General features: G+C 40.5%; 19 protein-coding genes. 1 reads left to right on the forward strand and 18 read right to left on the reverse strand.

Annotated features, from left to right (window positions below; translation table 11 throughout):
* Nucleotides 1-37: 37 nt before the first annotated feature.
* The 13 genes from RWO85_RS04440 to tgt all read right to left on the reverse strand — a co-directional run bounded on the left by RWO85_RS04440 (nucleotide 38) and on the right by tgt (nucleotide 10545).
* Complete coding sequence (locus tag RWO85_RS04440; RefSeq protein WP_314414268.1) at nucleotides 38-625, reverse strand: class I SAM-dependent methyltransferase; 588 nt, start codon at nucleotides 623-625, stop codon at nucleotides 38-40.
* Nucleotides 626-657: 32 nt separating this feature from the next.
* Complete coding sequence (gene comGG / locus RWO85_RS04445) at nucleotides 658-1071, reverse strand: competence type IV pilus minor pilin ComGG (RefSeq protein WP_314414270.1); 414 nt, start codon at nucleotides 1069-1071, stop codon at nucleotides 658-660.
* Complete coding sequence (gene comGF, locus RWO85_RS04450) at nucleotides 1049-1510, reverse strand: competence type IV pilus minor pilin ComGF (protein ID WP_314414272.1); 462 nt, start codon at nucleotides 1508-1510, stop codon at nucleotides 1049-1051. The genes comGG and comGF overlap by 23 nt, the downstream gene beginning before the upstream one ends.
* A complete protein-coding gene (gene comGE / locus RWO85_RS04455) occupies nucleotides 1473-1775 on the reverse strand; it encodes a competence type IV pilus minor pilin ComGE (RefSeq protein ID WP_314414273.1) in 303 nt (100 codons plus the stop codon). The genes comGF and comGE overlap by 38 nt, the downstream gene beginning before the upstream one ends.
* Nucleotides 1738-2172, reverse strand: coding sequence for a competence type IV pilus minor pilin ComGD (comGD, locus tag RWO85_RS04460; protein ID WP_314414275.1), 435 nt, complete (start codon nucleotides 2170-2172; stop codon nucleotides 1738-1740). The genes comGE and comGD overlap by 38 nt, the downstream gene beginning before the upstream one ends.
* On the reverse strand, nucleotides 2135-2458 hold the full coding sequence (gene comGC, locus RWO85_RS04465) for a competence type IV pilus major pilin ComGC (protein ID WP_314414277.1): 324 nt from the start codon (nucleotides 2456-2458) through the stop codon (nucleotides 2135-2137). Before comGC ends, comGD begins: the two co-directional genes overlap by 38 nt.
* A 1-nt stretch (nucleotide 2459) precedes the next feature.
* A complete protein-coding gene (gene comGB, locus RWO85_RS04470) occupies nucleotides 2460-3476 on the reverse strand; it encodes a competence type IV pilus assembly protein ComGB (RefSeq protein ID WP_314414314.1) in 1017 nt (338 codons plus the stop codon).
* Nucleotides 3424-4365 carry a competence type IV pilus ATPase ComGA gene (gene comGA, locus RWO85_RS04475; RefSeq protein ID WP_314414278.1) on the reverse strand — a complete coding sequence of 314 codons (942 nt, stop codon included), beginning with the start codon at nucleotides 4363-4365 and terminating at the stop codon, nucleotides 3424-3426. The genes comGB and comGA overlap by 53 nt, the downstream gene beginning before the upstream one ends.
* A 76-nt stretch (nucleotides 4366-4441) precedes the next feature.
* Nucleotides 4442-4807, reverse strand: a complete 366-nt coding sequence (locus tag RWO85_RS04480) for a DUF1033 family protein (protein ID WP_064275827.1) — start codon at nucleotides 4805-4807, stop codon at nucleotides 4442-4444.
* 150 nt (nucleotides 4808-4957) lie between these two features.
* Nucleotides 4958-6016 (reverse strand): zinc-dependent alcohol dehydrogenase family protein, encoded by a 1059-nt coding sequence (locus tag RWO85_RS04485; protein ID WP_314414280.1) that lies wholly within the window; start codon nucleotides 6014-6016, stop codon nucleotides 4958-4960.
* A gap of 162 nt (nucleotides 6017-6178) precedes the next feature.
* Nucleotides 6179-7330, reverse strand: a complete 1152-nt coding sequence (gene nagA, locus RWO85_RS04490) for an N-acetylglucosamine-6-phosphate deacetylase (RefSeq protein WP_314414282.1) — start codon at nucleotides 7328-7330, stop codon at nucleotides 6179-6181.
* Between the two features lie 154 nt (nucleotides 7331-7484).
* Complete coding sequence (locus tag RWO85_RS04495) at nucleotides 7485-9302, reverse strand: acyltransferase family protein (protein ID WP_314414284.1); 1818 nt, start codon at nucleotides 9300-9302, stop codon at nucleotides 7485-7487.
* 100 nt (nucleotides 9303-9402) lie between these two features.
* Entirely contained in the window at nucleotides 9403-10545 is a 1143-nt protein-coding gene (gene tgt / locus RWO85_RS04500) for a tRNA guanosine(34) transglycosylase Tgt (protein WP_314414285.1), read from the reverse strand.
* A 129-nt stretch (nucleotides 10546-10674) separates the two neighbouring features.
* Here tgt and RWO85_RS04505 point away from each other — a divergent pair, with 129 nt between their 5' ends.
* Entirely contained in the window at nucleotides 10675-11532 is an 858-nt protein-coding gene (locus tag RWO85_RS04505; protein WP_314414287.1) for a DUF975 family protein, read from the forward strand.
* Between the two features lie 26 nt (nucleotides 11533-11558).
* Here RWO85_RS04505 and pcp read toward each other — a convergent pair whose 3' ends face one another.
* The 5 genes from pcp to RWO85_RS04530 form a co-directional block, all read right to left on the reverse strand.
* Nucleotides 11559-12203 carry a pyroglutamyl-peptidase I gene (gene pcp, locus RWO85_RS04510; RefSeq protein ID WP_314414289.1) on the reverse strand — a complete coding sequence of 215 codons (645 nt, stop codon included), beginning with the start codon at nucleotides 12201-12203 and terminating at the stop codon, nucleotides 11559-11561.
* 112 nt (nucleotides 12204-12315) lie between these two features.
* Nucleotides 12316-12678, reverse strand: a complete 363-nt coding sequence (locus RWO85_RS04515) for a DUF1304 domain-containing protein (protein WP_314414292.1) — start codon at nucleotides 12676-12678, stop codon at nucleotides 12316-12318.
* Nucleotides 12679-12688: 10 nt separating this feature from the next.
* Nucleotides 12689-13114: a MarR family winged helix-turn-helix transcriptional regulator gene (locus tag RWO85_RS04520; protein WP_314414293.1), complete on the reverse strand. Its 426-nt coding sequence runs from the start codon at nucleotides 13112-13114 to the stop codon at nucleotides 12689-12691.
* A gap of 319 nt (nucleotides 13115-13433) precedes the next feature.
* Entirely contained in the window at nucleotides 13434-14636 is a 1203-nt protein-coding gene (locus RWO85_RS04525; RefSeq protein WP_314414295.1) for a LysM peptidoglycan-binding domain-containing protein, read from the reverse strand.
* 162 nt (nucleotides 14637-14798) lie between these two features.
* Nucleotides 14799-15422 (reverse strand): HAD family hydrolase, encoded by a 624-nt coding sequence (locus tag RWO85_RS04530; protein ID WP_314414296.1) that lies wholly within the window; start codon nucleotides 15420-15422, stop codon nucleotides 14799-14801.
* Between the last annotated feature and the right edge of the window lie 3 nt (nucleotides 15423-15425).

A 15425-nucleotide genomic window follows, 5' to 3' on the forward strand; every position in this document is an offset into this window, starting at 1 on the left:
TCCTTTTTTCCATCCTTATAGAAAAATCACTCCCTGACTAGGCGAGTGATTTTTGGGCTACTGTAAAAAAGAGTTCTGAATAATTTCCTTGAAATAGATCTTCAGCACTGTAAAGAATCTGACTATGCACAGATGAAAAACCATGCTCAATTAGCTGTTTTTCCAGTTCAGCTAAATCAAATCCATGATGGTTAGCCTCTGTCTTGGTAAAATCAGCAAGTAAAAGTTGTCCGTTTTCTCTCAAATGTTGATGAAACAGTGAGAGAGCCGCATCCAAATCAGGCATATGATGAAGAACCCGACAAACAACAATAAGATCAAACTCTTGTTCCAAGGGTTTTGCCAGTAAATTCTGCTCCAAAAACTGGATATTCTTGATGTCTTGCTGCTCCGCTTTCAAACGAGCTTGATCCAGCATTTTATCCGAAATATCCACCAATGTTACAGACTTGGCCTGCTTGGCTAGGGGCAAGGTTAACAGACCCGTCCCTCCACCAAAATCCAAAATTTCTTTGTCTGATAGAAAATCAATCTGTTTCTCGACTGCTTGACAAACCAAGTTTGCAAGGAAGATATTTTTAGGTGAATCAAAAGTTTCTGCTTTGTGGTTAAAATCATGTTTCATGCTTTTAGTTTAGCACAAAGTAGTTGAATTGACTAGGAATTCTCTTTCTTTTTAGACTTCTCTTCTGATTTTTTCTTCTCTGCTTCTTCACTTGAACTAGTCGCTACCTCTTCCTTTTTATCTGTTTTCTCTTCTTTGATTTTAACTGAAGGAAACAGGAACTCATATTGACTCTTAGGCGTACGAACCCTTGTCACCAAGCTTGTTTTCTTATTTTGATAACTCACCTGACCCAGATTAAAAGTCTGTTCCCCACTTTCCTTATCAACCTTATCTTTGGTTCGCTTGGCCATGGCAAAAGCGATTAATTTTTCTTTATTTAAAGCATAGTCTCGATAGTGGGCGACTTGTCGGTTCAAGTAAAATTGTAACAAAAGACTAAAGATGGCTGCCATGGTGACTGCATAGAGGAGAACACCTGCCTTAACTTTTTTCTTTTTCCACACGATAGATGAACTCCCTTTCTAAGCCTTTTTGAAACTGGAAACGAAAACGAACCAGTTGATTCTCCTCTGTAATCTGTGCAGATTTGAGTCCATAAACCATAGGCTGATAACCTCGTCCACTGGCATCAGTTTTTCGAAAATCATCTGATTTAGACTTACCTATAGAAATATCCTTGCCATCCTGCTTCATATAGAGGCGATTGCCCTCCACTTTTTCAAACTGTGAACGATCTAATTCTGCCTCCAACTGGTCCACAAATAAGAGCCACTCTTTTTGCTCACTTTGCTGCTGATAGCGAATTTCTGAAACGAGGAGCTGACTCATGGCTTGAAAGAGGAGTAAGCTTCCACTGATGACAATAAGGGTAATCAGGGATTCCAACAAAGTGAAAGCCTTGACCTTATGGCTCTTTGATAGCCAACAACTGTTCTGAACCATGGTAGACCTCCAATCCTTTTTCACTAGAAAACACCTGAATCTCAACTCCGTTGATGTTTACCTGATTTTGACCTGTTTGCAAGGCCATCTTAGCTACCCTCAGGACTTCTTCCTTTTGCAAAATTTTTGCTTCTTCTTGCCTATTTTTTTGAATTTGTCCCAAAAGGAGAGTTGCAATGCTGGCAAAGATAGCTAAAGCAACTACTGCTTCCAGTAAAATCACTGCCCTAATTTTTTGTTTCCTTAATACGTTTAATTTTTCCATTTCCTAGATATAATTGATAACGAATCGCTCCTTTGCTGGTCTGAAATTCAACCTTAGCCAGGGACGAATTGCCCCCAGCTCGATCAAATGTAATACTTTGGCCTGATGGTGCCTGAATCACTTTGGGAACTGTCAACTTTTGACTGCCATTGCTAATCATCTGCCCATCTAAGTTTAGACTAGTCTTTTGCTGACTGGCTACACTGCGTTTTTGGGTTTCCCGATAGAGTTCTTCAAACTCCATAAAGAAAATCTGCTCCTCTACCGCCGCAAAAGTGGACTGAACAGAGCCGGACAAGCCCAAGGCAAGGATACTCACAAGACCCAAAACCAAGAGACTTTCCAGCATGGTAAAGGCCTTAATCTGAAACACTTTGACTGGTACCTTGTTTAGCATAGTATTCTTTATAGGCTTTAGCCTGTTCTTTTGTGATTCGCCCATCTGCTTGTAACTTACTTAGGCTAGCATCTTCATTCTTATCTAAGCTATAAAGTTCTGCCTGGCTTTCCACCACCTTAACAACAGCAGCTTTTCCTTTGTCGTTGACTGCTTCTTTTTGCTTGGTCAGATTAGGTACAAAGAGCAAGAGAAGTACGCTGATGATGAGCAAGACCACCAACATCTCCACAAGAGTGAAAGCTTTCACTTTCGTTTTTTTCAAGAATGTCATCATTTTTTTCATGTTAAAAATTTACCTCCATATTTTGATACATGGGCATCAGCATTGCCGCATAAAGTAAAACGATAATCAGTGCCACAAAGATAAAAACCAGTGGCTGCACCAAATTCATGGTGCGGTTGACTCGGGTAAAAAAGGATTCCCAAGTTTTTTCAGCATAGATTTCCAACTCACTACCCAGCTTGGACTTGACTTCCCCATACTCGATAATGAGACTCAACTCTTTCTTAAAGAAAGGATAGGTTGCTATGGTTTGAGAAAATTCGCGGCCATTTTGCAGGGCTTGGGCTAAATCTTGACCGATTTCTTTAAAGAGCTGGGAACCTTGTTCCTGCATCATTTGAAAAATCTGCGTCAGCTCCATTCCCTGCGAAATCATATTACCCCATTCACGCGCATAATAAGCTGTCAGATAGGTCTGAACAAAGATTCCAAGAAAAGGAATGCGTGCTAGGATAGAAAAGACGCGCATCTTTGAACTTCTTTTATAAAAAGTTAGTGCTAAAAGGACACCTACTGAAACAAACCCTACCATGCCGAGAAAGATTTGTGGCAGATTGCCGATAATTTGGGTTGCAATATTGCTACTATCCAGTTGTGGTAGCAGGTAGTTCCGTAGCCCCAGCATAATTAAGAGAAGAAAACCCAGCAAAATCAAAGGATAGGTCGCTACTTCAATTAATTTTTTCTTGACCTTGGCCAGATTGTCTAGATATTCTTCTATCTTTCCCAAACTCAGATGAAGATTTCCATGAACCTCAGCTAAGGATAACTGAGTGACAATAGCACTTGAAAATCCCAAACTTTCCATCATTTCTGAGAATGATTTCCCCTGAGACAAGCCTGTACGCATCTGGGTCACACACTGCTTGTCCAACAAAGCACTCCTATCTAAAAAGGAGATGGTCTCCACCAGATGAAAACCGCTGGAAAAGAGATTGTTAAACAAGGTAATGATATTTTTTTGCTTAGCTGTAGCTAATTTTTTCCGTTTCAGCCTGAAAACTTGTGATATGTCCATCTTTAAGAAGCTGGTCAATCTGTTCATTCCAGCTAGTTGGCTGGTGTTCTTGATAGTCTTTGCTTGCAAAGTCAACGATTCCTCCTCCCCCAATTAATCTCTGATAGCAGACTCCCTGCAGAACGACTGCCAATTCCTCCTCACTCACACCCAACTCCAGCAGGCGCTCATAAACACCTCGAATGCTCTTGGCATGAATGGTTGAAAAGACTGTCGCCCCTGTCAAACTAGCTCTGACCACTGCACGCGCCGTCTCGCTGTCACGAATTTCTCCGATAATCAAGAGATCAGGACGATGCCGTAGGGAAAGCTTAATCAGATTTTCATAGGTCAGCCCAATCGCCTCATTCAACTGCAACTGGAGCATGTCGTCCTGCTTGATTTCGACAGGATCTTCTATGGACATAACTTGCTGTCCTTTAAAGAGAGATTTAGCCAATTCATGCATCAGAGTCGTCTTACCACTGCCGACTGGACCAGCAAAGAGATAGAGACCACGTTGCCTGTACTGCTTGCCCAATTCTTCAATATTCTGAAACCAAAAATGCAAATCCTGCTCCTCATCGTGCAATAAGCGAATCACTAAACTCTCATGCCCTCGATAATCGCCTACGGTAGATAAACGTAGGGACGCCATCTTATCGCCATAGGCATAATCGCAGGAACCAAGCTGACTACGTCGTTTTTCTCCAACATTCATACCTGCCACAAACTTAAAGTGACTGATGACGGCCGCAAACTTTTCAAAATCATAACAACCGATTTTACAGCGCTCGTCTCCCACCCTCATATGAAGCTCATAGGCGTCTAACTTGGGGACAAAATAAATGTCTTGCGCCCCTTTTTTCCGAGCCGAACGAATGATTTCTTGTGCAATTTCTTGAACCATACTTACCTCCTCACCTATACTATTCGCAAAAATTTGGGAAAATAAAAAAAGCAACTCCAAAAAAGTTACTTTTTCTCTAATTTAATTTCATACGGCAAGAACGGTGTCTTTCCTGACCAGTTTGTTTTTCATAGCCTGGGCGTAGTTTTTCATCTGGGATAACCTGCTCATCCTGCAAAAGAGCCAAAGAATGGTATTGTTGTAAATACTCGTCACACTCATCACACCAGCGTTGGTCTTCTGGATCCCAAAAAATGGTCATCAAGTCGCTTCTACTTTTATAAAGAGGGGATTCTTGTTCCAATCTAAACCAGCAAGTTTTGTAGTATTTGAGAGCATCATAATACTGGTCAAATTTTTTACTTGCTACAATATCTTCTTCCCAACCTTCTAAGAACCACCACGGTTCAAAATCTCCATACATTTCTATAACACGATACATATTCATTCATTCCTTTGTACCGTATATTATAACTAATTCCGCCAAGCAAGGAAAGAAATATGCTCATCTCTTAATTTTTCGATAAAAAATCCAGCCATCTGATGGATGACTGAATTTCTATTTACTTATATGATAAAAACTTTTTGTTTCTTAGGCTTCTGAGATATCGTTTTCAATAATGACCTTAATGGCATGGTGGTCTGCTGCCTTACTGAAGACTTCATAGGCTTTTTCAATTTCACTTAGTTTGAAATAATGAGTTACCAATTTTTCTGGTTCAATCTTATGAGTTTCAAGAGCTTTCAACAACTGAGGTGTTGTATTTGTAGATACTAAACCTGTAGTGATATTGATATTGCGAATCCAAAGTCTATCCAACTCAAACTCAACTGGTTTACCGTGTACACCACAGTTAGCTACTGTTCCGTCTACACCGATAATCTTTTGACAGAAATCAAATGTTTCAGGAATACCAACAGCTTCGATAGCGACATCCACACCACGGCCATCTGTCAAATCATAAATTTCTTTAATGGCTTTTTCAGGGTCTGAAGAATTAACCTTATGAGTTGCACCGAATGATAAAGCAGTTTCCAAGCGGTTATCATCTAGATCCACCATAATCAATTTAGCTGGTGAGAAGAATTGAGCTGTCAAAAGGGCTGCCAATCCAACTGGTCCTGAACCAATAATCGCAACGCTACAACCTGGTTCTACTTTCCCTTTTAAAACACCAATTTCATAGCCAGTTGGTAAAATATCTGACAACATAACAAGAGCTTCATCTGATAAAGATTCTGGTGTATGATATAGAGTATTGTCCGCATGAGGAACACGTAGGTACTCAGCCTGCGTACCATCAATCAAGTGACCAAAAATCCATCCTCCCTCATCCTCACAGTGAGCATAAATCCCTTTTTTACAGTGGTAACATTTACCACAGGCACAGACACAAGAAATCAAGACCTTGTCGCCTTTTTTGAAGTTCGAAACTCCTTCTCCAACTTCTTCAACAATCCCAATCCCTTCGTGACCAAGAATGGTACCACTTTGGCAAGCGGGAACATCCCCTTTGATAATATGGAGGTCTGTTCCACAAATAGTAGTTTTTACGATACGCACAATAGCGTCTGTTGGCTTGCGAATAACTGGTTTGTCTACATCAACAAAAGAAGCAAGTCCTGGTTTAACATAAGTATAGGCTTTCATAAAGCATTCCTCCGTTTTTTTATTTGTACTATTTATAATATAATTGTAAGCCTTTTCATCTGCTTGTTCAAGTCTTTTTGTGATTTTTTTAACTTTTTTATTTACTGGTAAAGCAATATAGATAAAAAAGCAGAAGCTAGTCTCTAACTCCTGCTTTCTATCTTATGCTTGATAACGTTTCACACCATCTAGATAGGTTGCTACCAATTCCAAATCTTTGTCTAAAACAATAAAATCTGCATCATAACCTTCACGAATTTGTCCACAGACATCGTCAATATTAACAGATTTTGCTGGGTTAAGGCTAGCCATCATGACCGCTTCGTGTGGATTTGCAATACCCCACTCGACTACATTTCTCATACCATCTTTAAGTTTGAGGATAGAACCTGCCAAATTACCAGTAGATTTGAGACGTGCAGTTCCATTTGCTACTACAACAGGGAATTCTCCCAACATATAGTCACCGTCTTCAAGTCCACCAGCTGTCATACAGTCCGTAATAAGGGCGATGTTTTCTGTCCCCTTTTGCTTAAGTAAAATCTCACAAGCTTTTGGATCTACATGGTAACCATCACAAATCAATTCTGCGTAAGTATGTGGGAGCTCATACATAGCTCCTACCATACCTAGTTCGCGGTGTGTTAAACCACGCATCCCATTATAGGCATGTACCCATACACTAGCTCCAGCATCAACTGCCTTCTTAGCTTGTTCAAATGTCGCATCTGAGTGCCCAAGTGCAACTGTCACACCTTCACATGTAATAGTACGTACAAAATCTTCCACCCCATCACGTTCTGGTGCAATAGCGATTTTATTTAGCATCCCTTTTGCAGCATCCTGCCAAGAATGAAACTCCTCAACACCCGGGTCTCTCATATAAGTTGGATTTTGTGCCCCCTTAAAAGTTTCTGTGAAGTATGGACCTTCATAATAAATCCCACGAATCTTAGCACCTGTTGCTTCTTTATAATGGTTTCCAAGATTTTCAGTGACTGCAAGCAATTGCTCATAAGTGGCTGTTAAAGTTGTGGGCAAGAAACTGGTAACACCGGTACTAAGAAGTCCTTCACTCATAGTATGCAATGTACCTTCAATGTTGTTGTCCATCACATCTACACCTGCATATCCATGAATATGAGTATCCACAAGACCTGGTGCAATGCTATAACCAGTATAGTCAAGAACCTCTGCTCCTTCAGGAATTTGATCCACATGTTTCCCAAATTTGCCATCAACAAGTTCTAAGTACCCACCGCGACGAATGCCAAATGGATAGAAAAACTGATCTGCTTTAACGTAATTAGGCATAATAATGACCTCCTTAAAAGATTACTTTTGATATTTATTATGTCAATTATATTATAAACTTTTCTGATTCATTTGTAAATGGTATAGACCTATTTTCTAGAGATATTTTAAAAGAGCTGGATGTCTCCAACTCTTTTCTATTTATTAATACAAGTTATTTTGATTTGACTGGCTTGTCTTGAGCCGTTTGTAAGGCTGTAGCAATGGTATCTGCATACAATTTAGCTCCTGCTTCAATTTTACTATTGTCACTTCCGAAATGGACTTGGTCTGTCCCAGTCCAAATTTCTGGATGTTCCTTAGCAACTTGATTCCAATCTGCTATCGTGATGTAAGGAGTCTTCTCTGCCAATTCTCTCATGTAGGCGGCAGCCTTCTCAACGATGGCATAGGTCTCTTTTGTCTTATCCCCCTCATAAGGTGTCACCAAAACCATATGGTGTCCCTTAGGAAGATTTTTCACGATACTGTCCCAATCTTCCTTGTAATTTTCAGGATTATTCACACCTGTTGCAATAACCACCATCTTTGGTAGAAATTTATTCTGCCCATTATTTAGCATGATTTCATTGGCGGTCTTAGTTGTCCTGCTAACTTGTGCATTAATCTGTGCTCCTGGAAGGGCTGTCTGCAGGGCTGTATTTGCCCTTAAAGCCACCGAATCACCAATTAACATAGTGCCATCAGCAATCCCCAAACTATTTGCATCTGCTCGTTCTGTCATCACCTTGGTCTGGCTAATATTTGTTGCAGCTTGCTTCAAGCCATTGACAGTTAAATCTGTCTCAAATGCCCCAACTTGTGGTGCCAAGAAAGTCACTAAGAAGACAATGAAGGCCAAGATTGCTGTACTTGTTGCAAGAATTGCGTGAATATAAGGCAAGGGACGAAGAGTTTGTAAAACAGGTGTGTTCTTGCCTGCAATCCAAGGTTCCAATACATAAAATGAAAGACTGGCAAATCCATAAGAAAAAATCAAAGTTAATAACACAGCAAGAAGATTTGATGTCAACTGTGAGAAAATGATATAGAAAGGCCAATGGAAGAGATAAACCGCATAACTAGTATCTGCTAAAAAGCTGATCATCTTTGGCTCCTGCACGTTAGGAGTCTTTTCATGTAAGACACGCGCTGCCAGGATCATAGCAAGGGCTGCAAGGCTGGCAAGCAAGAAGCCCATAAGATAGGCAAAGAGATAGGTGAATTTGACAAAGAAGGTCAAAATGAGTAAGAAGCCAAAACCTCCTGCAAAAACTAACAGGGTCTTGCGTAAATCCCAGATTTTATCCAATTGCTTAACTAGGGAAGTCGTCTGACGAACGCCTACAATCGTTGCTAGGATACTTCCCAAAAAGAATGGATAGACATGAGTTAAACTGGAGAAGTAAACAGAGGAATAAGAGGTTACTAGAAAACTACCAATAAACATGGAGAAGAAGCTGATCAAGAAGGCAGCAACAGATAAGAGAAAGACCATTCCTCTCAACTGACTATTTGATCTGGACTGTTTAGATAAGAACCAAACTGCCAAGCCCCATAGAATATAGTAGTGAACCTCAACAGCCAAGCTCCAATTATGAACAAACAAATGAGGAATGAACTGAGATTCATAACTCCCACCTGTTAGGAGCTCATAGAAGTTGGTCATAAAGCCTAAAACACCCGCAATCTGACCCCCAATTCCAGCCACATAATCTTGGCGAACTAGGAAGGTAAAGGGCATGGTTACCAAGACCATCAAAACCACAGGTGGCACGATACGATAAAAGCGTCTTCTAAAAAATCCTATCAAATCAATCTCATGGTTTTTAGAAAATTCTTCGATAAGTAGAGCTGTAATCAGGAAACCTGAAAATGTGAAAAAGACATCTACCCCGAAAAATCCTCCAGGAAAGATGGTCTGAAAGAAATGATACAAGAGTACCAAAAGTAAACCTGTAATTCTAATCAAGGAAAACCATTTAATGCGCATACGAGTTTATTCTCCCTTTCATTATACACTTTATTCTATCAAAAAAAGAAGAAAAATCCCAAGAGAAAACTTAGGATTTTTAGCTTATATCAATTCTATTTTAGAAATTACGTCCTGACTTATTGTAGCCATATTTTTCCACAAAATACTCACGGAATTCCAAGAGATTGTCATCCATAATGGCTTGTCGAACTTGCTTCATAAGGTTGAGCAAGAAGTAAAGGTTATGGTAGCTAGTCAAACGGATACCGAAGGTTTCATCAGCCTTGAGTAGGTGACGAAGATAGGCGCGTGTATAGTTCTTACATGTGTAGCAATCACACTCAGGATCCAGTGGCGTAAAGTCCTCAGCGAACTGAGCATTTTTTACAACCAAACGTCCTTGACTGGTCATACAAGTTCCGTTACGAGCGATACGAGTCGGCAAGACACAGTCAAACATATCTACCCCACGAATCACCCCATCAATCAAGCTATCTGGCGCTCCCACACCCATCAAATAGCGAGGTTTATTTTCAGGTAACAGTTGGGTTGTGAAGTCCAAGACCGCATTCATCTCTTCGTGGGTTTCTCCCACTGCCAAACCACCGATAGAGTAGCCTGGGAAATCCATACTGACAAGGTCGTAAGCTGATTGGCGACGCAAGTCTTCAAATCCTGCCCCCTGCACAATCCCAAATAATCCTTGGTCATGTGGACGACGATGAGCCTTCAAACCACGCTCAGCCCAACGGCTGGTACGCTCGATTGATTTCTTAACGTAGTCGTAAGGTTGATAAAACTGGGGACATTCGTCAAAGGACATCATGATGTCTGAGCCCAGATTGTTCTGAATAGAGATAGCTTTTTCTGGGGACAAGAACATCTTAGAACCATTTAGATGGTTTTTAAAGGTTACCCCTTCTTCTGTGATATTGCAGCTATCTGCTAAGGAATAAACCTGAAAACCACCACTATCTGTCAAGATAGGCTGGTCCCAATTCATGAACTTGTGGAGACCACCTGCGCGTGCAATGAGTTCATCTCCAGGGCGAAGCCAGAGATGATAGGTGTTTGACAGGATAATTCCCGAACCCATCTCCTTCAATTCTTCAGGTGACTGAGTTTTGACAGTGGCTTGTGTCCCAACTGGCATAAACATAGGTGTCGGGAAGGTACCGTGGGGAGTGATGATTTCTCCCAGACGAGCTCCCGTGTGTTTTTCTTTCTTAATCAAACGGTATTTGATTGGTGAATCTGACATTTTTTACCTCCGAAGCTGGGAAAGACAGTCCCAGTTCATACTTTGTGCCCAAGGGCATACTGTATGATTTTATCAAAAAAAGCAGGAACTGTCACGAACTATGTATAAGAACTATGGTATAATGAGAGAATGAAATACCCAAAAATTGATTTAAAAACCATTCGTCTGCAGGCTAGACAATTTCAAGTTGAAAATCCCCGCCTCTTTCTCGTCTATCTCTTACCTAGCATGCTGCTCATCTTGTCTGGCTTCCTCAATCCCTTAAAGCGCATCAACGAGTCTATTTTAGAGCAATCCTTTTTAAGTGTGTTTGGCCATGTATTCCAAGCCTACCTTTTTCCTCTATTAGTCTCCTTTATCGGAACAATACTTCTAACCAGTTCCATCTATACAACGCTGAAACTCATCAAGAATCCTGATACAGAACTATCCGTCAAAAATAGTCTCACTCTCTTTAACGAAGAGCACTTTTCACAAACCTTTTTGACTCTCCTTCTCAAACGCTTCTATCTCTTCTTATGGAGTATTCCTAGTTTACTCGGGATTTACTTTCTCTTTTACAGTAGCTTTTTAGCCAAGAAATTCGTTACCCTTCACCCTGAGTTTCCCAATCTGGAGCTCACGTCAATTGAAACCGAGCGCTTCCTCATGACCTTTGGTCTTTACTTTCTAGCAAGTATCCTCTTGATGATTATAGGAAATAGTCTCTATATTCCACAATACTATGCCTATTCGCAGGTAGAATTTCTCCTCTGCGACACCCTAGACTTGGGACAATCCAAACCAGGGCAAATCCTTAAAACCAGCCGTTTCCTGATGAAAGGTTACAAGTTCCAGCGTTTCGTCCTAGACTTACAACTCCTTCCTTGGTACTTTCTCAATTGGATTACCTTTGGAATTGCTAGTTTCTCACTCCTACCCTACATTCAAATCAATAAAATAATTTTCTACCGAGCAGTACTGGCTCGAAAACGTCCAAAAGCTTGAAGGTTTTCCCTCAAGCTTTTTTTCTATCAATGAGTTTCTCCGCCTACCAACTTGAGGTCTTGATCTCCATGTTCGATAATGGCGCCGATTGCTGCTTCTATCCCTCGCCTAATGTCCACTAAACTCATAGCTGGAGTAGTCGGTCGATTCACCACCTGTTCCATCATATAAGGAATATGCATAAAACCTGCCTTAACATGTGGAAATTTCTTTTCTGCCAAATAGAGGGCCTGATACATCAAATGATTGCAGACAAAAGTCCCTGCCGTATTGGAAACAGAGGCCGGCAATCCCTCTTTTTTTATAGCTTGAACCATCGCTTTAATCGGCAAACTACTAAAGTAGGCAGGAGCACCATCTGGACGAATAGGAAGGTCAAGCGGTTGATTTCCTTCATTATCAGGAATGCGTGCATCGTCTTGATTAATGGCTACTCGCTCAGGCGTCAAGCTAGACCTTCCACCTGCTTGGCCGATACAAAGGACAAAGTCAGGTTGATAGCGGTTCATCTCTTCCTCCAATACATGGGCCGATTTGTGAAAGACTGTTGGCACTTCTAGCCAACGAACCTCAGCACCATGGATTTCAGCTGGTAAACCTTTAATAGCCTCCAAAGCTGGATTGACCTTTTCCCCTCCAAAGGGCTCAAAACCTGTCACTAATACTTTCATTTCTAACTCCTCAAAACCAATTCAATGAGACTTTTTTCTTAAAAACAAGTATAACATATTTCCCTTATTCTGGAGTGAAAAGGACTAGAAAGGCTAAGATTGACCTTTGAACTTATTTAAAGAGTAAAATACTAATCAAGGCCAAAATAGCTGGTCCACCCTGCTTCAAAATAATTTTCTTATCTGCTGTGAGAGAGCCATAAGCCGCAGCACCAATCACAAATAAAACAAAAATAGTCACAATTTCTAAATTCTGTGAGAAATAAATTCCATACAAGAGAAAGACTCCTAGCAAAGCATTATAAATCCCTTGATTTTTAAACAATGAACTTACTGACGGACGAGCCAGTTCTTCCTTGTCCATGTTAAAGACACGACTAGTTGCAGCTGATTGCGTTGCAATACTTTCCAAATAAAAAATGTAAAAATGCTCCAAAGCAACAATCGTTGCTAAAATGATTGTCATAATTGACATCTATTTCTCCTTAAATTTCTATATTTTCAATACCCAAAACCAATTTGTTTACTAAACGGCTGAGTTCTGTTCTTTCAGACTCTGTTAAGATACTTTCCATCTCTTCCTTAACCTTGATATGTTGCAGAGGGGGATTCACTACTAACTGCTCCTTGGCATACTTCGTAGTCTCTACCAACACTTCCCGCTGATTTTCAGGATTGCGATGACGCTCCACCAAACCTTCCTTTTCCAGAATTTTGAAATGTCGGGTCAAAGCAGCCTGATCAATCTTCAAACGCTCCTGAACCGCTATTTGATTACAAGGGGAATGCTTCAGCAAAAATAATAAAATCTGATACCGTGTCAAACTAATCCCAAGTCTTTTTTCAAACAAGTGCGTACTCGCTTGCTCAGACAAGCGAATTTGATACAGTAAATCTTGAATCTCTATCATTTCTTCCTCTTTTTACTTGATTTATCAATAATTGACTAATCAAGTATAATGCAAAGTAAAATAAATTGCAAGAATGTTGCTTAAAGCATTACAAAATGCTAACTTCCATTTTCCATTCATATTGATACTCAATGAAAATCAAAGAGCAAACTAGGAAGCTATCCGTAGGTTGCTCAAAGCACAGCTTTGAGGTTGCAAATAAAACTGACGTGGTTTGAAGAGATTTTCGAAGAGTATGACAAAGAAAAAAACGAACGAGACTCGCTTCCTATCACGAAAGCGACATCTCATTCGTCAAAATGATATTACTAATTCGGTTTTATCCATTCATTGACACGTGAACGTGATCATAGTGATTTTCTGTCACACTACCACGGTCTGGCATTGAGTTCCAAGTATTAGCTGGCCCATATTTGCTATCGAATGGGGCATAGAAACGTTGTTTCCAGATGATGTAACTAATTCCACGGCTGGCCATGTTTTGAATAGCGTATTCCGCAATCTTATCCCCTAGTTCTGAGCTTTCTGGTACCATAAAATCGATAGCCAAACCTTTTCCGTGATCTCCACTGTCTCCTGGACGGTAACCACTAAAGGATGTGATGCCAAACAAGTTGGCAATTTCTTCTTTAAAGGCAGCTGTTTGTGGTTGAAGGCCTGCATTTTCAGATTTTGCTACTGCCAGTCCAGCATAATCGGGCGCAGCTGGAGCTGCGTAAGTTGTTGAAACTGTTTTCTTCTCTTCTAGTTGATAAGTAGAAACTGTTGGTGTAGCTTCACTTGATGATGCTACTTCTTTTGCTTCTGAACTTGTTGCAGTTGTTTCGATTGCTGTTTCTTCTGCTGGAGTTGTAGTTGCTTCTACTTCTGATTCAGCTTGAATGCTTGCTTGTGTTTCCTGCTTCTCAGCTGGTGTCGTTGCCTGAGGAGCTACTGCTGCAACTGCACTGCTTGTTTCGACTGTTTGCTCCTCTGAGACAGAAGTCTCTGTAGATGGTGCCACTTCTTCTGTAGCAATCACTGTCTCTGTAACTTCTGAACTTGTTGCTACTTCTTTTGTTCTTGTAGTTTCTACCGCTTTTGGAGCTTCTGCAATCGGTTGAGAAAGGTCTGCAACCTGAACAGTTTGATCATCAACGGTCACTTGATTGGTTGTCAAATCTGCTGTCGCAGTTGTCACTTCCTCACTAGAAGCTGCTCGAGGAGTTTGGATTTCAACTTCTGTTACTTCTTCAGCTTCATTGACAGTCGTTGTCAAAACGGTTTCTGGGAAAATCAGGTCCATATTGGTGATTGTATTCAAATTCGCAAGAACTGTGACATCTACACCCAAGGCTTCTGCAATGGTGCTCAAGGTATCACCATACTGAACGGTATAGCTTGTTTTGTTATCCGTTTTAGTCAAATCATTTTGGATTTGCTCAACACTACGTGCAGTCCAAAGAATTTCTTCTGCTTGGGTTGCCAATACTGGGGCAAATGACAAGGCTACTGTTGAGGCTAATAATATTCTTTTCTTCATTCTTTCAAATTCCTTTCAAATGAGTACCTGTCTATCATAACACAAAAAATGCAGAAAAAAAGCCCTCTCGGGCCTATTTAACAGAACTGTCCATTCCTTGTAACAAACTCGGTTACTTGAAATAGTTTGTTAGGTCTCTGTCACAAAACTGACACAATCTTTTTATCGCTCAACCTCAAAAATATGGGAAATATCTACTAACGCTTGAATCCTGTGATTACCTTCATAAATCGACTCTAAAAAGTTGATACTTTGAATCCCACTATTCTGGGCAAATTCCACATCCAGAGTCCGATCTCCTATATAATAAGTATTATCATGATTCAACTGATACTTATCTATCAGATAGGTAGCCGCTTCTGGACTGGGTTTACGCGCAAAGCCACTCTGACTGGTTAAAATCTCCATAAAATAGGACTCCAAACCCAAATCTCTGAGAATGGTAAGAGCATTGTCTCCCTTATGAGTGTAAACAAACTGCTGAATTCCTGATTCCTCTGCCCAAGCTAGCACATCACGCGCACCGGGCATCAAAACTACCTGAGCATTCTTCTCAGCCAAACTCTGGGCACGCACCTGATTTAGCACTTCCACATCCAGTTTTCTCTCTTCTGCCACCTGCACAAGCAAATCCTGAACAGAATACTTGAGAATAAACTCTCTTACCTTTTCCTTATCATAAGGAATAGCAAACTGACCAAAAGTCTCCTCAATCCCTGATAAAATCGCTTCGTAGGAGTCTAATAATGTCCCATCTAAATCCCAAATAAAAGCTATTTTTTGCATTTC

The organism is uncultured Streptococcus sp. (assembly GCF_963521865.1).
Lineage (GTDB): Bacteria > Bacillota > Bacilli > Lactobacillales > Streptococcaceae > Streptococcus.